Consider the following 19814-nt stretch of genomic DNA (forward strand, 5'->3'; position numbering starts at 1 on the left):
CGTCGAACCCCGCACCGCCGCCCGGCCGCGTCACCGAGGGCAGGCGCCCCGGCATGCGGCGTGGAACGGCAGGCGTATCAGCGCGCGGCGTCGAACGCCCCGGGGTGGATCTGGTCCCGCGTCGCCACGTACTGCTGGCGCACCGCCTGACCGACCGACAGCTCCTCGCCGGGATCCAGCACCTGTGCCGCGGCGTCCTGCCAGACCGGGGGAGTGCGCGGATCGAGCGACCCCTGCGAGACCCCCAGCGCCCAGGCCGCCTGCCGGGCCGCACCGAGTGCCGCGTACTGGGCCGGCTCCGGCACGACCACCTGCGTCCCCAGCAGCATGGGCGCGAGCGCCTGTACGGCCGGCAGCTCGGCGGCGGCGCCCAGCAGGAACACCCGCCGCACCTCGACCCCGCGGCCGCGCAGCACGTTCAGTGCGTCGGCCAGCGAGCAGAGCATCCCCTCGAACGCGGCCCGCGCAAGGTGCTCCGGCTTCATCGACTCGCGCCGCAGCCCGCTCAGCGTTCCCGCGGTGTGCGGCAGATTCGGGGTCCGCTCACCCTCCAGATACGGCAGGAGCACCAGCCCCGAGGCGCCCGGCGTCGACTTCAGCGCCAGTGCCGACAGCTCCTCCAGACCCTCCACGCCCAGCATCTCGGCGGTGCCGCGCAGCGCGCGTACCGCGTTCGACGTGTGGACCACCGGCAGGTGCATCCCGGTGGCATCCGCGAACGAGGTGATCATCCCGGTCGGGTCGGCCAGCGCCTCGTGGTGCACCGCCATCACCGAACCCGAGGCCCCCAGCGACACCACGGCGTCGCCGACCCCGACCCCGAGCCCGAACGCCGCCGCCATCGTCTCGCCGGTACCCGCCGAGATCAGCAGCCCCTCGGGCGTCGTCCCGGCCGCTTCGCAGGGACCGAGTACCTCGGGCAGCGCCGCCTGCCGGCCGAGCGCCAGCTCCACCAGCTCCGGCCGGTAGGACTCGCTGCCCGCCGACCAGTAACCGGTCCCGGACGCGGCACCCCGGTCGGTGGTCCGCCGGGCCGGGCGGCCCAGCAGCTGCCACACCAGCCAGTCGTGCGGCTGCAGCACGGCGGCGACCCGCTGCGCCATCTCCGGCTCGGTCCGCGCCAGCCAGCGCAGCTTCGACACCGGCTGAGCGGCCTGCGGCACCGCCCCGACCGCCTCGGCCCAGGCCTGCCGCCCGCCCAGCCCGTCGATCAGATCGGCCGCGGCGACCTGCGCCCGCTTGTCGTTGCCGAGCAGCGCCGGACGTACGAGATTGCCCTGGCGGTCCAGCGGCACGAGCCCGTGCTGCTGCGCGGACACGCCGATGGCCTGCACGCCTTCCAGCAGCCCGCCGGTGGCCGCCTCACCGAGTGAGAGCAGCCACACCTGCGGGTCGACCTCGGTGGCTTTCGCCTCCATGGGGTGTGCGGCGTACCCCTGGCGCAGTACGGCACCCGTGTCCGTATCGCAGACCACGATGTGCGTGAAGGCGGAAGAACTGTCCAAGCCGGCGACTATGCCCATACACAGATTCTGCCGCACCGCCGGAGCGCTCCTGCACCGGCGGTGCGGCAGACGTGACGAGGCGGCCTCAGGTGTTGGTCGTTCCCCAGTCGTCCTCGCCGTTCGCCCCGCGCCCGCGCAGCGACCGCACCCGGTCCGCCACGGACGCGGGCACCTTCTCGCCGACCTTGTCGCCCACCGCGTGGTAGGCCTTTCCGGCGAACTCGCGGCCGCTCTGGGCCGCGGACTCGCAGGTGTTGCGCACGGCCGGGTTCTGGGCGAACTGGCGTGCGGACTTCTTCAGCTGCTCGTAGCGCTCGCGCCCGGCACGCGTGCCGAGCACGTAACCGAGGGCCACTCCGGCGATGAACGTGAGCCGGTACCGCATGGCTGCCACCCTTCCTTCACTCCGTGCGACGTGTGCTGCTCGCCTACCCGGGGGCGCAGGAGATCACCCCGGCCGATACCGATTGGCAAAGCACCCCCCTGCTTGCGCTAATGTATGTGTCGCAGCGAACGTCCGCCGCCCGGCAGCCGCCAGGCAGGTGTCGTCCGAGGCAACGCAGCAATCCCCTGTAGCTCAATTGGCAGAGCAGCCGGCTGTTAACCGGCAGGTTACTGGTTCGAGTCCAGTCGGGGGAGCGCGATCCCCTGTAGCTCAATTGGCAGAGCATTCGGCTGTTAACCGGAGGGTTACTGGTTCGAGTCCAGTCGGGGGAGCGGAACGGAAGAGGGCCCTGCGGGGTCCTTTTTCGTGTGCCCGGAACCGGTCCTCGGGAGGTCCGGTCCGGTGGTGCGCGTGGGGCCGGCGTGACTCTTTCGCGTCAACTTCACGCCGTCCGGAACCGGGCAGGGAGCAGCGCGGTCTTCATGGTCACGAGTACCCGGGCACCCGGAGCGAGAGATCGTATGACCGGCTATGCTGCGGCAGACGGCGCGCACACTTGTACGCGCCACGCCGAAACGGGGCGGTAGCTCAGCCGGTTAGAGCAGCGGACTCATAATCCGTCGGCCGTGGGTTCGAGTCCCACCCGCCCCACCGTGTAGCGGGAACCTTTCACCCGTTTGACCAGCAACAACAGGTAGGCCCCCGCATCCGCGGGGGCCTTTTTTGTTGCTCCATGATCACCTGCTCACCCGATGCTCACCCGAAGTGTCGGGGGAGTCTCAGAAGGAGGGTGGTTGACGCGTCTCGCACGGACGGTCGAGTGAGGAGCCGCTCCTCGCCCTGTGGCGGGCGGGCTCGACGCGGTCGCGTCGGAGGTTCTACCGGTGTCCTCGGTGTTCGCCTGCTCGCCCGGCCGCCCGAAGTATCGGTGCTTGCGGGCGGCCTCCCCGTGCGATCCGGGGCAGGCGGGCAGCTACTTGGCGAGGCAGAGATCGAGCAGGGGTGGGAGCGCGACGCCGATGGTGCACTGCGGCGGCGTCTGCTGAGGGACCGTTGGCGAGGGCGACGGCGTCGGCGTCGCCTGCTGGTCGGGCGTTTCGGGCGCAGGGGTCGGGGCCTGGGTGCCCGGCGCGGAGGCAGAGGGCGACTCACCGGGGGCGGGCGTCTCCGCGGGCGTGCCAGCATCCTGGCCTGCCTGCTGCTCGGTGCCGACCCGCAGTGTGGGCGCTGTGCCGGTCGCCCGGGGCGTGGGGGCGAGGAGGGGCGAGGGCACCACAGAGAGGTTGTTGACGTCCAGGAGCTCAGCGTCTCGACGGGGGCCCTCGTCGGCCAGCTCGATGTCGGAGGCATCGTTGTCAGCCGCATCGCCACCGGCTTCCGGGTCCGGCTTGCCGAGTCCGCTGGACGAGGGGACGACGGCGGCAGGGGGCTGGCCGTCGCTTGAGGTCAGCGCAAAGGCGCCGACTGCGGCGACGGAGGCCGCGGCGACCGTGACGGTCGCGGTAGTCGCGGTGCGGTGGCCGTGCCAGGCGTGGCGGATCTGTTCGCCGGTGGAGGCCAGAAAGGCGGCGACGCCGCCGCCGATGTAGAGCCCGAGGTGCTTCTTGCGGCGGACCGGTTCCGGCTCCTCCTGCGGGAGGAGGGTCGGCGGTCCACCGAAGGTGAGGGCGGCGATCTTTTGCGCCGCCAGTTCGGCGCTGAGTTGAGTGATTCGTGCGCGGTCGCGCTGGTGTGCCTTGTGGAGCAAGGCGCCCGCGAGGACGACGGCCCCTAGGACGCCGGAGAGCAGGACGGCAACAACATCGGCCACATTTTCCCCTTACATATACGGGCTGTTACGGGTTGTGGACCGATTGTTTGCCTGGGGCACATGCTTTTTGGTCGTTAGTTCAACTCGTGACCGTTCCGTGACATGCGTCACCCTGCTCGGTGGTGCCGGTGTTCGGGCGCTCCCTCGTTCGAGTTAGAGGGGGGCGTCGTGAGGCCAAGTCGCCGGATTACTTCCTCCTGTTCGTCGGGGGGGGGGGGGGGGGGGGGGGGAGGGCCGCCATGATCGCGGTGACCGCGTCCAGGGGTGGCGCGTACTGACCTGTCGGCCTTGACGGTGCGGCGGCGAGCAGCTCCTCCAGCTCGGTGGCTGCCTCGCCCCGCCCTGCCTCGCGGAGTTGCTCCGAGGTGACGTCGACGACACGGGCCATCAGGGCGAGCCGGTCGTCAGGTGCGCGGACCGGTAGGTACGAGCCGCTGACGGACTGGTATCCGGTGACGATCTGCCGCCAGCGGGCGTCACTGAGACCCGACTCCTTGGCTGCTTGGCGGGCCGTGAGGCCGGATCTCTTGAGGGCGGCTGTGATCAGCGCGGCCTCCGGTGGGGGCTCGGGACGCGACTTCTCATTCATGCAACCACCAGCCCAAACGGCGCCCTCGTGGCGCTCCGCTTAACCACGAGCCGAAGGCGGTCACGTACGCCCGGGAGAAGGCGGGGCTGACGAAGCGGGCCCTCGCTGAGGCCTGTGGTTTCAGCGAACAGCTGCTGTGTGACATCGAGGCCGGACGGCGCAACGCCATTCCTTCGAAGCTCCAGGACATCGCGGCGGTGCTCAATTGCCCGCTGGTTGTGCTGGAGGCGAAGCGCGAAGTCGACGGCCCGGCCGGCATGCGGCCCGTTCTCGGGGGTTCTGTTCTCAACTCGCCGACTCAGGACGGGCCTTCTGCGCCTACGGCCGGAGATGTCCGCGCCGGGTCCTGACGGCGACGGGGCCGCCCAGACCATGCACCGGTCTTCGGACGGCCCCGCTCACCAGGCAACACCTCAATGACTGTGAATCGAGGTTTCACCTTGCCAGCGAATGCTAGTCCGCAACTGGGCGCGGCCATCGTGCTTGTCGCCCTCCTGGGGGCGCATCCCGAACTGTCCGTGTTGACGTGGACCGTCGACAGCATCGGCATCCTGCGCGGTCAGCAGACCGCCGGGGTCGGTCGCGGCGGTGTCGTCGACGAGTGCGCCGGCATCCTCGGCGGCACGCCCGTGCGAGTGCGGGTCGACCAGGACGGCAGCGGCTTCGCCGAACTCGCCGTCGTCTGGGCGGGCGTGCCCGTCGAGATCTGGGCGACGTACACCGCGCCGCCCGCTCCCCGGGCGCTGGGCACTGTCGCCCCTGCCGTGGGTGGCCGGTGATGGGCTCCCTGATCCTCGCCGCCATGGCGGCCTGTGCGTTCCTGGTCCCGCTGTCGATCCTGTCGTACCGACGGGCGACCGCACCGGCCGAGGAGGCGCACCGCATCGCCGACTGCCGTCACTGCTCCGACGTCCTGAGCCACCCCAGGCACACCCGGACCCGGCTGCGGATCTCCGCCGCCATCCCCGGGCCGCGCGGAGGTGGCGACCGATGAAGTCCCGCAGCGTCTACCGCGCCCGGCCCGACCACGTCGCCGCCGCCGTCAACGCCCGCGAGGAGCGCGGTACTTGGCTGATGGCCGGTCTCTACCCGAGCAGCATGACGGCCAAGCTCCTCGCCCAGCAGATCCCCGTGGGCCGGAAGGACCCGTACACCCCGGCCGGGGAGTTCGAGGCGTACCAGGCCATGCACGACGACGGATACGCCCTGTGGGTGCGGTACGTCGGCGGCGACGAGCCGGTCCCGGAGCTCCCCGACCGGATGGTCGTCCGCGTCGTCAACCAGGGTGAGGGGGGCGGTGCCGGCATCGTGACCGTCACCGTGTCGACCCGCTGCCTGCGGTGCGGGGGCCCGCGCGGCTTCGACACCGTCAGGCCCTACCGGTTCCCCGTGAACGGTGTGATCGTCGACGCCGACCGCTGGACCAACCCGTGCGGCCACACCGACTCGCACCCTGCGGTGCTGATGGAGTCGCGGGAGCGGCCCCTCCCGGTGTCGGTCGGCGGTCCGGCTGCGGTCGTCCTCCGCGACGCTCCGGTGCCTCCGGCGCCGGACAGCCCGGCCGGGGTCGTCCTGGCCGCCGCCAACGGCTGGCGCGTACCACCTGCCGGTACGCCGGACTGACCTGCGGGAACGTCGGACGCGTGCTGCTCGCCCTCGGCAGCTACGGGCAGCGCCTCGACCCGTCGACCGCGACGGACGAGCAGCTCGACATCGTCGCCCGTGCCGTCGACGAGGCCCGCCGCCTGAGCCGTACCGCCCAGGGCCCCGCCTCCGGCTGCACCCAGCACCCCAACGGCCCGACCGACCCGACTCGTGGCGGCGTCTGCCTGTTCTGCTCCGGCCGCCGCCGAACCCAACAGCCCGACGGCCCGCCCCTCGAGGACGTCCTCCGCGACGTCGCCGAGCTCGGCCACGACGAGGCCGCCCGACGCCACACCGGCCGCCTCGTGGCCCGCGCCCTCGCCGCTGCCGGCCGAGGAACCCACACCTACGCATACACCGACCGCCCCCGCACGGGCGATCAGGAAGAGAGCCACGCATGAACACCCGCACACGCCCCGTCCGCTGGCTGGCCTTTGTGTCGGCCGACCCTGTGACCGGCCTGCGCCGGGGCCCGATCCGGTGGCCCGACGGCACACCGCCCCCGCCCTTCGGCTGCCGCTGGTGCGGCCACGACCCGGCCATGCACGGCATGGGTGCGCACAGCTGGGAGCGGCCGACCGACGCTCAGATGGTCGCCCGCATGAAGGCCCCGGCAGGCCGCCCGCCAGCAAGCCCGCAGCCCGCTCGCCGAGATCACGGCCCAGGGTGAGGCCGTTGCCCGCCACCTCACCCAGCCCCTCGGCTGCACTACCGAGAGCCCGCAGGGGTGTTGGGGGATGAACCACGACAGCGTCGGCACGGAGAGGGGGGCCCGACGGCCCCATCCGTACCGTGCGCCTCCGCCCGTCATAGACCGCCGGGGTGGACGGGCGAAAGAGTCAGATAGGAGCGTCAGAGGTCGAGCGGGGCTAAGATGTGCCACGGGCCGTAGTTAGCGGTCGGCGTCCGGCGGGTAGAAGCCGGATGTGGAGATCAGCCTCATCCTCTACTTGCACGGCAGCTGAGGGGGCTTTACTCGGGTGCATGGCTGAAAATCCGGCTGTCACCGTGTCACCCGGCAGTTCCCTACCGGCGCGAAGGATAAGCGGCGCGACCATACTCCCAGGTGGCACCGTACGAGTCCGTACAAGCATTGTCACGGCTTGATGTAATTACTATCATAGCTATCGCATTTTGCTAAAGTGGAACCGTATTCAACTTCCTTGCTGATGAGATCAGGCGGGCTGGACGGCGAAGCGATGTACAGAAACTCAACGGCAGCATGTGAGGTATGCAATGAGTGACGATTCTACGGCCACCCCAAAGGGGCGGCTTTCAGATCGGGACCTTGCTCGACTCGTGCGGATTGCGCGGGAAGAGCTCGCAGAGGATCCGTCCGCAGCGGAAATTCACGAACGCATCGCCGATAGAGAGGAGGCGTTCGAGGACCGACGGTACCGAGCCCATTCCGAGAAAGGGGCGGTGTTGGGCTGGATTGTCGGCGTGGCCCTTTTGATGGTTGTCGCAATTAGCATCATTATTGACCACTGATCTTTGCCTTTGTGCGCACCAAAATTAGCCCCCCTCCTCCGCCTAGCACCAAGATCGACAGTGCCGTACCGGTTACAGGGAGAACCGAGTAGGCGAGGAAGCCAAATGAGAGCAGGGCCGACAGAATCCACATAATGAGGACTGACCGAGGGTGCGAGTGCCCGATCCGCAACAAACGATGATGCAGATGCCCCTGATCGGCGGAAAACGGTGACTGCCCGCGCCAAATCCGTCGCAGTACAGCTAGAACCAAATCTGCTAGAGGGAGAGCCATTACGGCCGCCGGAAGAATCAGGGGCAAATACATGGGAAGCGCAGATTTCACAGTAGCTTTTTCGCCTCCGAACTGCTGGATCAGCGCATCGGGGTCTGCTTGACTAAGAAAAGATGTGCATGCTCCAGAAAGCAGTAGGCCCAATAGCATTGCGCCGGAGTCACCCATAAACGTTCGGGCTGGATGGACATTGTGGCACAAGAATCCTAGGCATATTCCAGTCGTGGCGGCCGAAATCACTACTGCGAGTGCGGCAGACTCTATTCCGTAGCTAAACCAGAGTCGATAGCAATACAGGAACATCGCACAGCCAGAGATCGCCACCACGCCAGCCGCCAGCCCGTCAAGGCCATCGATGAAATTCACCGCGTTGATCGCCACCAAGAGAGCAGTCACCGTCAGCAGGGCGCTGATTGCAGGCGAAAGGGCAACTATGCCAACGCCGGGGATGGGAAGCCAGAGGATCGCAAGTCCTTGATAGACCATAACGCCAGCGGCAATGAGCTGGGCACCTATCTTGGTAAGGGCTGAAAGTTCGAGCTTGTCGTCTACTACGCCGGCTAGCCAAACAATCAGAGCACCGAGAAGGATTGCCCGAAGGTTCTGCAAATCCGGACCTTGCTGGAATCTAGGCAGGTTCTCAGTGAGTACGAGTGCCGCGAGCATTCCTCCGAACATAGCGATGCCCCCCACTCTCGGAATGGGGGTCTCGTGCACGTCCCGCGCTCGCACGGCAATTACCCACCCTGTTGCAACCGCAAGATGCCGGATAGGGTTGGTCAGCACGAAAGTGACGCCTGCCGCAACACACGCAATAAGAAGGTACTCACGCACAATTATACGCTCCTGAAGCTGCCCTTCGGAGGTGGCCGTTATATCGACGGCCACCTCCGAACTACTGGTGCAGTATAGAGCTACGACTTGCCTGTGATGTATCCGCAGCTCTTCAGTGGTCCGCTGGCACCGTCCCTGAGGCATACCTTGACGTTGATCGTCCGCCCCTCGGGAATTTGCCGCGATGTGGCGTGCGGATTGGGGTTCTGGCAGAAGTCCGTGGCTCCGTCAGCGTCTTCCAGCGTCACCGTGCTCCCGTCCCAGGTGAACTGCGCCCAGGCCCTCATGCCGTCGGCCTTGGTGTCACACACCTCGAAGAACTCCGGATCCCCGGCACCGTGGGAGATCGCCTTAGCGCCCAGAGTGCCAGGGCCATCGCTGGTGTAGACCAGGACGGTGTTCCCTGCCGCAGTTGCGGGCGAGACGGCCAGCAGGGTTGCCGTAGCTGCGGCGCCCAGTGCTACAGACCATCGCTTTGTGCTTATACTGAGGAAGGAGCGCATAATACATCCCTCTAGATGTGGTGTTCCGATTTGAGGGGCTTTCGGCCATTGCTTGCAGGCATCCCGGCCGGGAGCCCCTCTTGGGTGATGTCGCCGGCGCTGAGGCAGCCTCAGCGCCGTGCACGTGGCAGGCGAATGAAGTGGAGATCACGGGATAGGTAGTGTGCACGCGCGGTGCATCCCTCCCTTAACCCCTCCTTTGGATCGAATGCACGTGCGATTTGCTGCAGACGTAATGATCATCCCGGTTGGAAATGCGCCTGTCAAGGCACTTCTTGCTGGCCAGCCGGATCGAAAAGGTCGCACACACATTCCATCCGCGCGGATGGGGCGGCAAAAGCGCAGGTCAGCGTCTTTAGCTTTACCTACAGAACAGCACGAGCGACCCCAATACATAGGGACGTCCGGCGTATTGGGGGAGGTGGCCAAAGAAAAATCCTCACGGCGTCAACTCCATGCCTCGCCCCGTACTGTCGGCGACAAGACGACGGAGGCCGCCGGGCAGGGCGGCCTCCGATGACGTCCATACCCCTGATCGCGCAGATCGAGAAGCGAGGACCTCACCCATGGAACCACAGAGCTGGCGCGGCTTCGAAGTCACGTGGACGCGCCCCCGACTCTCGGACATTGTGGTGTCAGGCGCCGTCTGGTACCTGCTCTACCAGGACGAACGGCTCCACCCGGTTGTCACGACCCTCGTCGCGATCATCGCGCTCCGCTGCATCCGTATGCGCCGCACTGTCTGAAACGGCGTGCACGCGGAGCGCCCAGCTCCCTGTGCTGGAGAGCGCCGCCCCTCGGCGTGGCGATGCGCAACGAACCCGACCGGCATATTCCCGGTCGGGGTCGTCGCGCGTCCGCCACTCAGGTTCGGTCGACTTCCGACACTGAGGTTCCCCCGGCGTGCGGGAGGTGCTGATCAGCTGGTCAGTACAGGTTGACGAGGCTTCAGGTTCGTTCGTTCGGTCGTCGCCTGGTTGGCGTAGTGCTTCTCCTCGAACTCGACGGGACTGAGGTAGCCGAGTCGTTTCTGGATCCGCCGGCTGTTGTAGCTTAAGATTTAACCTTTGCGAACTTTGAGCTGATTGCGTTCAGTGATGCTCTCGGGGCGTCTGGTCGTTTTGCCCACATCGTGGCGGGTGGCGGGATGGCGGTTCTTCGAGCCAACTGGGCGTCCTGGGCCGGGCGTTGAGGATTTCGGTGCACGGGCAGGACTGTGCAGGTGCGGGCGGAGGTTGCGAAATCCCCGGCGGACGCGGGCCGGGGTGAGCCGGGCGGGCTCCGTTCGCTTCTCCCACGGGCGACGGAGGTCGGCGGCGGCCTCGCGGAGGAGCCTGAGCTGGGTGTGGGCCGCGATCACGAGCCACGTCCAGCGGTCCGCGGCCTCGGGGGTGCGGAGCTTGGGGCGGGTCCAGCCGAGCGTCTGCTTGATCATGCGGAAGGTGTGCTCGATGTCGAAGCGGCGGAGGAATGCCTGCCAGCGCAGATCGACATCCTCGCCGGTCATGCCGGTCTTCGAGGACCACAGCCAGACCGGCTGCGGGTCCTGGCCGCTGGGCAGCCTGTCGACCGTCAGGCGGATCTGGGTGCCCTCGATGATGGGGAGCTCGCCGGTGTGGTCGATCCATGCACAGCGGGTGGTCAGATGTGGATGGAGACGGTCGAAGGACACAGCCCGAGCGGTGCCGTAGCGGTCGGTGACCTGCACGGTTTCCACGTCCGGGGCGCCCCAGGTGTCCGGATCGGAGAAGCGGAACGCTGCTCCGTGCCGGGTCGGGCGGCCGGCCCGGCGGGTGCGGGGCGGCGCCGGGCGTCGCATGACACGGTCGGAACGCATCCGGCCCAGAACCTCGACAGGCAGACCCACGAGGAGGTGGGCCAGGCGCGGGGCGTCGTAGCCGGCGTCGAGGACGATCAGGACGTCCGGGTCGCCGGGCTCCCACTGGCCTGCGTCGATCAGGTCGGTGACCACGCGGCGAACCTGGACCGCGGTGACCTCAGCAACGTCGTCATCGGGGCCGAGCCGCCTCGCGTCCAGGAGCTGGCACCAGGAGGTGCGGCCGGTCTCCAGCGCGGCGACGAACGAGTACGGCCAGCCGGGCACGAGCTGGTCGCTGGAGCGCCCGCTGCGTCCGTAGACGTGGCAGAACAGCCGGTCCGGGCTGCACGGGGCGTCGGGCCGCAGCCAGTGGGTCACGTCGACCGCGAGGACGATCCGGTTGTCGGCGGCCTTGGGCTGCGGCAGCACGGCCAGAGCGTGCCGCAACCCGTCCACGTCGATACGCCCGCAGTTCAGCGCGTCGTACAACGCGCCGTGCCCGCGCCGGTGTTCGGCCAGCAGCGTCAGGTCGACCGGCGAGGTCACCGGTCCGTTCTCGCAGAGCATCGCGTCCGTGAGCTCGAACAGAGTGTCACCACGCCGGGTCAGGGACGCGTAGAAGTCCTCCCGGAAGTGTGACGTGAAGTCGAGTGCCTCGTGCCAAGCATCGTGATGCAGCAGACTCACCCCTGCGGCCTTCGTATGAGTGCGGTTCGGTGACAGAACGCATGCTCATGCGGAGGCCGTCCGCCTGCCCGGCAAAGGCCCAGGTGGGTGACGGTGTCCTACTCGATGTTCGAATCCGGACCATAAATAACAAGTTGTAGAAACCGTCGATGTACTCGAAGAGCGCCAGGTTCGCCTCGGCCCTCGTGGCGAAGACGCGACCGCGGACGCATTCAGTCTTGATCAGCATCCATAAATTCTCGGCGAGAGCGTTATCGTACGAGTCCCCGACCGAGCCCATGGAAGCCGCAATTCCTGCCCGCAACAGCCGTGTTGTGAGCTTCACGGACGTGTATTGACAGCCGTGGTCGGCGTGATGGATCAGTCGGCCGGGCTCCACGTCCCGGCTGGCCAGCGCGTACTCGAGGCAGGACAGAACCAGGTCGGCGTCCGCGCGGGCGGAGGTTTCCCAGGCCACCACCCGGCGCGAGAAGGCATCCCGGATCGCCGAGAGCCACAGCGGACCCTCAGTCGTGGTGATCATGGTGAGGTCGGTGACCCACAGCCGGTTCGGCGCGGGCGCGGTGAAGTCCCGCTCGACCAGGTCCGGGGCCAGGGTGGCCTTGGGGTCCCGGCGCGTGAAGCTGCTGCGGCGTGGGCTGAGGCCCGCGAGATCGGCCTCCCGCATCAATCGCTCGACGCGTTTGCGGCCCACGTGGACGCCCTCGCGTTTGAGGACGGCATGCACGCGCGGTGAGCCGTAGATCCCACCGGAATCGGTGTGGATCTCGCGGATCCGGTCGGTGAGCTCGACGTCCTGGCGGATCCGTTCGCACGGTTGCTTCTCGGCGCGGCGCCAGCGGTAGTAGGTGGAGGAGGCGATGTGCAGTTCCCGGAGGGTGGGCTCGACCTCCAGGTGCGGGTGCTCGGTGAAGAGCGCCGTTACCTGGGCCGGGTCGGGTCGGTGAAAGTCGGCCCGGGGCGCGGTTCCGGCCTTTCGACCGGCCCGTTTCCCCGGACCGCTTCCCGAACCCGGCGGGCACCTCTCAATGCACCGGGCTCTCCACAAGCCCCGAAATTGGCCGCGTGTTGGACATCCTCATCCCGCGATGGGCCAGGGAGCCGGAATTATCGAACCTCGATATCGGTAGCGGGTCGTGCCTACCTTCTCAGGATCGAACAGCTCCCTGTCCTCGCTGGCGGGCCACCATCCGCCGCCGCAATAGCGGTGACGGAGTTCCTTCCACGTGGACCGGCGGTGTTTACGCCGCATCCAACGCCATACCGTCTGCCACGTGTAGTGGCTCAGATAAGCGAAAGTCGCGGAGGACACCCCGGGCCGGAAGTAAGCACACCAGCCCCGCAACGCCGTATTCAGCCGACGCAGCAGGTCATCCAGCGGCTGGTTCACTTCGACCTCTCGGCACAGCATCTTGACCTTCCGCTTCACGGCCTGGACAGCCTTCTTCGCAGGGTAGGTATAGACGTAGTACTGACTGGTCCCTCTCTTGCGGTGACGCTGGATGTGCCACCCGAGAAAGTCCAGTCCCTCATCGATATGGGTAATCAAGGTCTTCTCCGGTGATAGACGCAGGCCCATCGTGGACAAGACCTCAGCGATTTCCTCGCGCAGGACCTCGGCGTCAGCCTTCGAGCCGAAGACCATCAGGCACCAGTCGTCCGCGTACCTAACAAGGCGGTAGTTGGGCAGACCATGGCGGTGCCGTCTGGCACGGTCCACCTTCCCAGCACCCGGGCCTCCCGGCGCCTGGGCTATGTACTCGTCCAGGACCGACAGTGCCACGTTGCTGAGCAAGGGCGAGAGAATCGACCCTTGCGGGGTTCCGGCAGTGGTCTCCCTCAGCAGGCGGTCCTCACCGAGGATGCCCGATTTGAGGAAGGCCTTCACCAGGGCCAGGACGCGTTTGTCCCCAACTCGATGCCGTACCCGGTCCATCAGGGCCGGATGTGAGATTTCATCGAAACAGGCCGTGATGTCTCCCTCGACGATCCACTCGTAATTGCGTGGCCGCGAAGAGAGATAGCGCACCTCGGCTACCGCGTCATGAGCCCGGCGATTCGGGCGGAACCCGTAGGAACACGGGAGGAAATCCGCCTCGAAAATCGGCTCCAATACCAGTTTCAAAGATGCCTGGACCACCCGGTCGGTGACAGTCGCGATCCCCAGACGGCGGAGCTTCCCGCCCACCTTCGGGATCATGCGCTCCCGCACTGGTAGCGGGCGGAAACTACGGTCCTTCAACTGCGACCGCAGTCCGTCGAGAAAATCCCCGACGCCCTGCCCGGCCTCGACGGAACGCGCCGTGCGCCCATCCACTCCAGCCGTGCGGGCACCCTTGTTGCCCCGCACCCGATCCCAGGCCACCAGAAGGAAACCGGGGTCGGAAACGAGGTTATAGAGGTCGTCGAACCTGCGATGAGAATCATCACGAGCCCAACGGTGCAGCTTGGTCTGGATATTCAGTACCCGTCGCTCCGCCACATATATGGCGCGCTCCAGTTCGTCGGTATTCACCAGCGAAAACCTCCCAATATTCCAGCAACCTCAACTGCTGACTTGCTGGCCCCCTTCGCCCTGCGGCCGTCTCTCACGGCCTCCACGACGGGTCGTCACGCCCGCGACTACTACGGGACCTCCGCCCCATCCCACGGCCCTCAATCGGCAACGGACCTGCCCACCGCTGAACTGGCTGTCCAACAGAAGGGCGACCGCGGATGGTTCCCACGTTCACCATGTGATCGATCGGTCAGGGAGGCGCCCAGCTCTACCCCGGCAGCATCGCCACGTCTACGCCGCAGACCTTCGACGTGACCTCCCCACCGACACAACTAGGGCGTGTATCGAGTCGGGATCAATCGACGGTCCGGGTGAGGTCTTTGATCCAGATCATCGAGGCACGCAGTTGCAGGCCGGCAAGGTAGCTCTCGGGGGTCTTGTCGTAGCGGGTGGCGATGCCGCGCCACGCCTTGAGCTTGTTGATCAGGCGCTCGACAGTGTTGCGTTCCTTGTACAGGTCGGTGTCGTGGGTGAGGGGTCGGCCGCCCTGGCGGCCCTTGTTCTTCCGGTGGGTGGTCTGGTCCTTCTTCTCAGGGATGACAGCCTTGATGTTTCGTCTGCGCAGGTAGGCGCGGTTGCCGCGGGAGGAGTACGCCTTGTCGCCGGCGACGGCGCCGGGCCGGGTGCGGGGTCGGCCGGCCGGGCCGCGGACCCGCAGCTTGTCCAGGACCGGGATGAACTGCGGGCTGTCGGCGGCCTGGCCCACGGTCAGGGTCAGTACGAGCGGTCGGCACTTGCGGTCGCAGGCGATGTGTACCTTGCTGGTCTGGCCGCCCCGCGAGCGTCCGAGCAGGGCGGCTTTCAACCGGAGCTTGCGGCGGTGCCGGAGGCGTCTTCGCGCGGCGACGCCATCGGCGCCCGGTCCGGTTTGTTCTTCTTCGGTGCCCCCTTTGACCGGACCTTCTCTTCCTCCGCGGCCTTCTCCAGGGCGTCGAGCACGCCGGGGGCCAGACGCATACCGGCCGCGTCCTGGTGGGCCCGGGCGGTGGTGGAGTCCACGCTGACCAGGGAGAGGTCCACCTCACCCCGCGCGGCCGCCTGCGCGATCAGCCCTTCCAGCAGGGTCTCGAAGACTCCGGCGTCCCGCCACTGCCGGAAGCGGTTGTGCACGGTGGACCACGGGCCGAACTCGGCCGGCATCTCCCGCCACTGCGCTCCCGAGCGGAACTTCCAGATCACGCCCTCGAACTGCTGCCGAAGTCGTGCGGGATACGGACCGTACTCGCCGATCGGCAGGTACGGCTCGACGTACTCCCACTCCTGGTCCGTCAGTTGCCGCCGTGTCATACACACCGGACTACCCGATCCACCCGCTCCACGAGAACAAAACCCACAGATTGATCACGACCCGATACACGCCCTAAACGGCTTCGGAGTTGAGACCCAGACCGAAGGCCCGGACCTCACGCACTGCACACCGGCCCATATCCGCCAGATTTGACCCGGCTTCGCTGTTACGGGGCGTCCACCACTGGTTCGCTCTCGCTACACCTTCTGACCTTGCTGAACGGGCCCGCACCGTCTGGCAGTTCCAGCACGTCCCGCCTTCGTCGGGGCCGCTTGCCACCCTCACCGGCGTTCCCCGGATCGGGCTGCCCCCAAGCTTCGATCAGGCCGCTACGACGGCCCGACGGAAGTGGTCTTTCACCACCTCTCGATCAACATCGCGCCTCGTGGCGCACAGCTGGGCCGCGAAAAAAGCCGAGGCCGTCCGCAGGATCTCGTTCGCCCGCTTGAGCTGGGCATTCTCCTTGCGCAGGGCCGCGAGTTCCTCGCGCTCGGCGGTGGTCGGCCGGTCCTCACGCTCGCCGGCATCGGCCTCGGCCTGGCGGATCCAGCCGCGCAGGGCCTCGGGATGCACCCCGAGATCGGTTGCCAGCCGCTTGATCTGCGGCTTCGGGTCGACGGAGCGGTACATCCCCACCGCACGATCACGCAACTCCTGCGGGTATTTCCTCGGTGCAGCCATGGCCAGAGTTCCTCTCATGAGACCCATCTGACCCGCTGTCACCACCCACCGCATCTCGGGGGAACCTCAGGCCCGCGCCGCCGCCCAGCGCGGGTGCCATCCATGTCGCATTCATGTGTGAAGACTGACCCGCACGTGTGTGAAGTGCCGCAACGTTGTCGAGGTCGACCAGGACGGCCGCGTAGCGGCCCACACCAGGCCGCTGAGTCGTCTCTACTGCGATGCTTCTGGTCAGCTCGCCTCACCGGTGTCGGTCGAGTGAGGCCTGGGCCTCGCCATAGCCGCACGATTGCCAGCGGCCGCAAAGAACGCAGGCATGGCCGACGAAAGAAGGCCGAGTACCTCAAGCCGCCGGACTGGACGCCGCGCTATCAGGGAGCACACGTGGCATCGATCGGCTTGCCCGCCAAGGGATGGTTAGGTGTCAGGCTCCCAGCTCACACCATCTGGGAGCACGAGCGGAAGCTCTACAGCTGGCTCGGAAGCGATCGGTAGTTCCGGTGGGACGGCCACCAGGGATGTTGGACAGTTGCCAGCGATCACTTCCCCCGAATAAGCAAGGAGCTGCTCAAGAGGTACCCAGGCGTGCTGATCGGCCGGGAGTTCAACCCGAATGAGAGGTGCAACTCGTCCTGTCAGAACGCACTGGGTTTCCTGTGCACCTGCTCTTGCCGTGCCAAAAACCACGGCGACGGGAAATGGTGCAGCGGGTGGAGGACTCTGGGCGAGTTCGGAGGCCAGCGGAGGTAGACCGTGGCAGGGGACGGCCGTTGCCATGGATTGATGATCGCCTTGACACACGCTCCCGCGCGGGATGATCCCCGGGCTCGGCCGACTCCTCGGCGCACTCACGTGCAGCCCATCTGCGAGTGAGGGCCGTAGATGCCCCCGATGGACAACTGCAATCACAGACGCGGGCCGGGGTTCGGACAGGGCAGCCGAAGGCCGGCTGCGCGTCGTTCAGGGCATTGGGGCCCAAGGGTCCTGAAGCTCGCCTTGGTGAGGTCCTCGCCCGGGTTCCGCCAGCCTCCGAAGGCGCGCGCCTGACCTGCCTGAGCTTGCGTACCAACGGAGCCCAATCCGAATGCGGCTGGGGACGAGGTGACCGCCACCGTAGGGCAGCGAAACCGCAGGTGCACTGCCGGGGAGCTCGTAGACCAAGATCGGCGCAGCGGTCCTGGGAGCCATGCAGGTATCGGCGAAGGGGGACATCGCGAACTGGATGATCCCCGGAAAGATGGTCAAGGGGATGGGCGGGGCCGATGCACCTGGTGCACGGTGCCAGGCGGGTCATTGTCCTGATGGAGCACATCGCTCGGGACGGGAGCTTCAAGATCGTCGAAGAGTGCTCCCTGCCCCTCACCGGAAAGCGGGCCGTGCAGCGGATCATCACGGACCTGTGCGTCCTGGACGTCACCACCGAGGGCCTTCGCCTGGTCGAACTGGCACCGAACGTCTCCGTCGGGGACGTCAGGGCCAGGACTCAGCCGGAGATCAGTTGCGGATAGCGAAACCGTTACGACCGGACAGGTCCGAGCCGGGCGTTGAGACGTCGGCCTGCGCGGCGGGGACGGGGACGCGGGCCGCAACCCGCACGGCGGGGACGGCGCACACCAGCCACAACCCGCACGGCGGGGGCACAGACCTGGCCCGAAGCGGGAGCGACCAGGACGGTCATAGGCATCACCAGGGTGCCGCCGGTGTAGTCGAGCACATGGCGGGCGGTCTCGACCACAAGCGGCAGCCACGGCGGCCAGTCCTGGAAGTTGCCCGTCCAGGGGAGCCCCGGCGAGATGTCCATGAGTGTCTCGCCGACCTTCTCGGCATCGACCCCGCGAATCGGGGATCAGCTACTGCACGAGTGCACCGGTCGTCGTCTTGCCTGCGCCATGAGAGCCGTTCAGCCGTACGAGCACGAGACCTCACGCTAGCGCCTGGCGGGACCCACGTGGTCTCGACCGCCAAGGTCGGCTACAGCCTCTCTCGGTCGCACCGCCTGGACAGGCAGACGCTCGGCGACGTAGTCCCGCACGTCATCGCCCCCCCGATCGACATCCACGAGCGTGTGAACGGTGGTGAAGCCTCAACGGAGGCGATTCGGGCCGGCGGACACGGTGGGAATGACGTTCCGCTCGGCCCGGACCAGGTTGCGGTGAGCATCCGTCAACACCGCGCGGGGGCGTCGAGGCGACCGCCGTCGCGACCGCCCGGCCGGAGAGGGTGACGCTCGCTGCGGGCGTGAAGGCGCGGCCAGCGATCACCCAAGACTGGCAGACATACTTCGTAGCTCGATATATGCTTGATGCATGACCAGACGGAATCCGCCCTTGACGGAACCGCAGTACTTCATCCTTGCTGTGCTCATGGATGGGCCGTTGCACGGTTACGGCATCATCAAGGCTGCCGAGCAGGCCACCGACGGCAGGCTCCGGATCGCTATCGGCACGCTCTACGGGGCACTGGAACGGATGGAGCGGGCCGGGCTGGTGGCCGCCGGCCATGAGGAGATCGTGGACGGGCGGGCGCGGCGCTACTACCGGCTCACCGAGGACGGCACCGAGGCGCTCGGCCGGGAAGCGCTGCGGATGCAGCAGGCGGCGGCCGTCGTCATCGGACGGGCGCGGGATGCCGGAGCGGCCCCGGCATGAACCGTCTGCTGCTCGCGGCCTATCCCAGGTCCTACCGTTCCCGGCAGGGCAACGAGTTGTTGGCCTGCCTGACCGAGGCGTATCCCGGCCGTTCCTGGCCGCCGCCGCGGGAAGTCGCCGCCTTGGTGCGCGCCGGGGTGCAGGCCCGTGCCCGCGCCACCGTTGACGACACCACTCGGCCGTGGTGGCTGGACGGCGTCCATCTGGCCGCCCTGGCCCTCGCCGCGCTGGCGCTGGTTCCGTACTTGCAGGATGTGTGGCACTGGGCACTGCGCATCGACCCCGGACAGCACGCCATCGCCTTCCACTTCTCCGGCTGGTATCCGTGGGCCGGAGGCCCCACGCGGATACGGCTGCTGCCCTACGGGTTGCTCCCGCTGGGCTGCCTGATCGCTCTGCTGCGTGGCAGAGCGTGGATCGCGCTGCCGGCCGCGGCAGCCATGATCTGGGCCGGCGCTACTTCCCACGGCCGCACCCTCTTCGGCAGCGAGGGCAAGGCGGGCTTGAGCTACTACGGCCTTGGAGCCCCGATAACGGCCCGTGACCTGGCGCTCTCGGGGGCACTGTGCGCCGCGTGCACCGTGCTGGCGCTCTGCCGACCCAGCCGTCTGCGACGCCGCTCGTACCGCTGGCTGGCCCCCGTCGTGCTCGCCATGTTCGTGGCCGGGGGCCTGCACATCATCTCCGTCAGTCCGGCTTTCCAGCGCGGCTTGTTCGTCCTCGAGGTCACCGCGCTGCTCGGCGCGTGGGTGGCGACGGCAGCCACTGGCGACCACCGGTGGCTGATCCCCGTCGCGGCGGTCGCGATCGTCCGCACGCAGGCGATCGTCGTCCAGCCGGACGCGTTCATGCAGTCCCTTCCGGACGTGGTCGTCCTTATCCTGCTTGTCGCACCCCTCCCCGCCCTGGCGATCACCGCCCAGCGCCGACAGGCGCAGGCACTCGCCGAATAGGAGCGGACCCCCGGTGGGCCAGCCGAGCCCGGCGGCCCCGGCCGTGCCGTGAGACGTGCGTGACCGAACTCCCCCAACGGAAGAAACAGAGCGATGACTCAGCACGATTCTCCGATCCTGCCTGCGCACCATCCGAGGGCCTCAAG

Annotated in this window: 20 protein-coding genes, 3 tRNA genes and 4 pseudogenes; 14 read left to right on the forward strand and 13 right to left on the reverse strand. The window is 67.5% G+C overall.

The window, feature by feature from the left end:
- Positions 1-77: 77 nt before the first annotated feature.
- Both OG322_RS26055 and OG322_RS26060 read right to left on the reverse strand, forming a co-directional pair.
- Complete coding sequence (locus OG322_RS26055; protein ID WP_329307002.1) at positions 78-1523, reverse strand: FGGY family carbohydrate kinase; 1446 nt, start codon at positions 1521-1523, stop codon at positions 78-80.
- A gap of 67 nt (positions 1524-1590) precedes the next feature.
- Positions 1591-1890, reverse strand: a complete 300-nt coding sequence (locus OG322_RS26060) for a YtxH domain-containing protein (protein WP_123470782.1) — start codon at positions 1888-1890, stop codon at positions 1591-1593.
- Between the two features lie 181 nt (positions 1891-2071).
- On the opposite strand from OG322_RS26060, the gene OG322_RS26065 reads away from it, so the two are divergent.
- The 3 genes from OG322_RS26065 (at position 2072) to OG322_RS26075 (ending at position 2541) form a co-directional block, all read left to right on the forward strand.
- A tRNA-Asn gene (locus OG322_RS26065) sits at positions 2072-2144 on the forward strand.
- Positions 2145-2149: 5 nt separating this feature from the next.
- Positions 2150-2222, forward strand: a tRNA-Asn gene (locus OG322_RS26070).
- 245 nt (positions 2223-2467) lie between these two features.
- Positions 2468-2541 (forward strand) — tRNA-Ile (locus tag OG322_RS26075).
- A 322-nt stretch (positions 2542-2863) separates the two neighbouring features.
- Here OG322_RS26075 and OG322_RS26080 read toward each other — a convergent pair.
- Entirely contained in the window at positions 2864-3700 is an 837-nt protein-coding gene (locus OG322_RS26080; protein ID WP_329307003.1) for a hypothetical protein, read from the reverse strand.
- Between the two features lie 187 nt (positions 3701-3887).
- Positions 3888-4289 carry a hypothetical protein gene (locus tag OG322_RS26085; RefSeq protein ID WP_329307818.1) on the reverse strand — a complete coding sequence of 134 codons (402 nt, stop codon included), beginning with the start codon at positions 4287-4289 and terminating at the stop codon, positions 3888-3890.
- On the opposite strand from OG322_RS26085, the gene OG322_RS26090 reads away from it, so the two are divergent.
- From OG322_RS26090 to OG322_RS26120, 7 genes are all read left to right on the forward strand, one after another.
- Entirely contained in the window at positions 4259-4639 is a 381-nt protein-coding gene (locus OG322_RS26090; RefSeq protein WP_329307004.1) for a helix-turn-helix domain-containing protein, read from the forward strand. The genes OG322_RS26085 and OG322_RS26090 overlap by 31 nt on opposite strands.
- Before the next feature lie 90 nt (positions 4640-4729).
- Positions 4730-5068, forward strand: coding sequence for a hypothetical protein (locus OG322_RS26095; protein ID WP_329307005.1), 339 nt, complete (start codon positions 4730-4732; stop codon positions 5066-5068).
- Entirely contained in the window at positions 5068-5283 is a 216-nt protein-coding gene (locus OG322_RS26100; RefSeq protein WP_329307006.1) for a hypothetical protein, read from the forward strand. The genes OG322_RS26095 and OG322_RS26100 overlap by 1 nt, the downstream gene beginning before the upstream one ends.
- Positions 5280-5912 (forward strand): hypothetical protein, encoded by a 633-nt coding sequence (locus OG322_RS26105; protein ID WP_329307007.1) that lies wholly within the window; start codon positions 5280-5282, stop codon positions 5910-5912. Before OG322_RS26100 ends, OG322_RS26105 begins: the two co-directional genes overlap by 4 nt.
- A 20-nt stretch (positions 5913-5932) precedes the next feature.
- Positions 5933-6334 carry a hypothetical protein gene (locus OG322_RS26110; RefSeq protein WP_329307008.1) on the forward strand — a complete coding sequence of 134 codons (402 nt, stop codon included), beginning with the start codon at positions 5933-5935 and terminating at the stop codon, positions 6332-6334.
- Positions 6331-6603, forward strand: coding sequence for a hypothetical protein (locus OG322_RS26115; RefSeq protein ID WP_329307009.1), 273 nt, complete (start codon positions 6331-6333; stop codon positions 6601-6603). The genes OG322_RS26110 and OG322_RS26115 overlap by 4 nt, the downstream gene beginning before the upstream one ends.
- A 566-nt stretch (positions 6604-7169) precedes the next feature.
- A complete protein-coding gene (locus OG322_RS26120; protein ID WP_329307010.1) occupies positions 7170-7424 on the forward strand; it encodes a hypothetical protein in 255 nt (84 codons plus the stop codon).
- Here OG322_RS26120 and OG322_RS26125 read toward each other — a convergent pair.
- Complete coding sequence (locus OG322_RS26125; protein ID WP_329307011.1) at positions 7411-8364, reverse strand: MraY family glycosyltransferase; 954 nt, start codon at positions 8362-8364, stop codon at positions 7411-7413. The genes OG322_RS26120 and OG322_RS26125 overlap by 14 nt on opposite strands.
- 248 nt (positions 8365-8612) lie before the next feature.
- Positions 8613-9035 (reverse strand): hypothetical protein, encoded by a 423-nt coding sequence (locus OG322_RS26130; protein WP_329307012.1) that lies wholly within the window; start codon positions 9033-9035, stop codon positions 8613-8615.
- 566 nt (positions 9036-9601) lie between these two features.
- Between OG322_RS26130 and OG322_RS26135 the strand changes: the two genes are divergently transcribed.
- The gene (locus tag OG322_RS26135) at positions 9602-9781 is read left to right on the forward strand and encodes a hypothetical protein (protein ID WP_329307013.1); all 180 of its coding nucleotides are present in this window, start codon (positions 9602-9604) and stop codon (positions 9779-9781) included.
- A gap of 173 nt (positions 9782-9954) precedes the next feature.
- Here the strand turns inward: OG322_RS26135 and OG322_RS41650 are convergent, their stop codons facing one another.
- From OG322_RS41650 to OG322_RS26160, 6 genes and pseudogenes are all read right to left on the reverse strand, one after another.
- Positions 9955-10095, reverse strand: coding sequence for an IS3 family transposase (locus OG322_RS41650; protein ID WP_443066600.1), 141 nt, complete (start codon positions 10093-10095; stop codon positions 9955-9957).
- A complete protein-coding gene (locus OG322_RS26140; protein WP_124286181.1) occupies positions 10096-11541 on the reverse strand; it encodes an NF041680 family putative transposase in 1446 nt (481 codons plus the stop codon).
- Positions 11447-12589 (reverse strand): IS3 family transposase, encoded by a 1143-nt coding sequence (locus tag OG322_RS26145; protein WP_329307014.1) that lies wholly within the window; start codon positions 12587-12589, stop codon positions 11447-11449. The genes OG322_RS26140 and OG322_RS26145 overlap by 95 nt, the downstream gene beginning before the upstream one ends.
- A gap of 30 nt (positions 12590-12619) precedes the next feature.
- A complete protein-coding gene (ltrA, locus tag OG322_RS26150; RefSeq protein ID WP_329307015.1) occupies positions 12620-14056 on the reverse strand; it encodes a group II intron reverse transcriptase/maturase in 1437 nt (478 codons plus the stop codon).
- Positions 14057-14393: 337 nt separating this feature from the next.
- A pseudogene (locus tag OG322_RS26155) lies at positions 14394-15385 on the reverse strand (IS5 family transposase).
- A 406-nt stretch (positions 15386-15791) separates the two neighbouring features.
- Positions 15792-16121 (reverse strand): annotated as a pseudogene (locus OG322_RS26160) (transposase); the annotation flags it as partial.
- A 1105-nt stretch (positions 16122-17226) separates the two neighbouring features.
- Here OG322_RS26160 and OG322_RS26165 point away from each other — a divergent pair.
- A pseudogene (locus OG322_RS26165) lies at positions 17227-17575 on the forward strand (CoA-transferase); the annotation flags it as partial.
- 155 nt (positions 17576-17730) lie between these two features.
- On the opposite strand, the pseudogene OG322_RS26170 reads toward OG322_RS26165, so the two are convergent.
- Positions 17731-17983, reverse strand: a pseudogene (locus OG322_RS26170) (ATP-binding protein); the annotation flags it as partial.
- Positions 17984-18373: 390 nt separating this feature from the next.
- On the opposite strand from OG322_RS26170, the gene OG322_RS26175 reads away from it, so the two are divergent.
- Both OG322_RS26175 and OG322_RS26180 read left to right on the forward strand, forming a co-directional pair.
- A complete protein-coding gene (locus OG322_RS26175) occupies positions 18374-18715 on the forward strand; it encodes a PadR family transcriptional regulator (protein ID WP_329307016.1) in 342 nt (113 codons plus the stop codon).
- Positions 18712-19668: a hypothetical protein gene (locus OG322_RS26180; protein ID WP_329307017.1), complete on the forward strand. Its 957-nt coding sequence runs from the start codon at positions 18712-18714 to the stop codon at positions 19666-19668. Before OG322_RS26175 ends, OG322_RS26180 begins: the two co-directional genes overlap by 4 nt.
- Positions 19669-19814 lie beyond the last annotated feature (146 nt).

This window comes from Streptomyces sp. NBC_01260, from assembly GCF_036226405.1.
In the GTDB taxonomy this organism is placed as follows: Bacteria; Actinomycetota; Actinomycetes; order Streptomycetales; family Streptomycetaceae; genus Streptomyces; species Streptomyces laculatispora.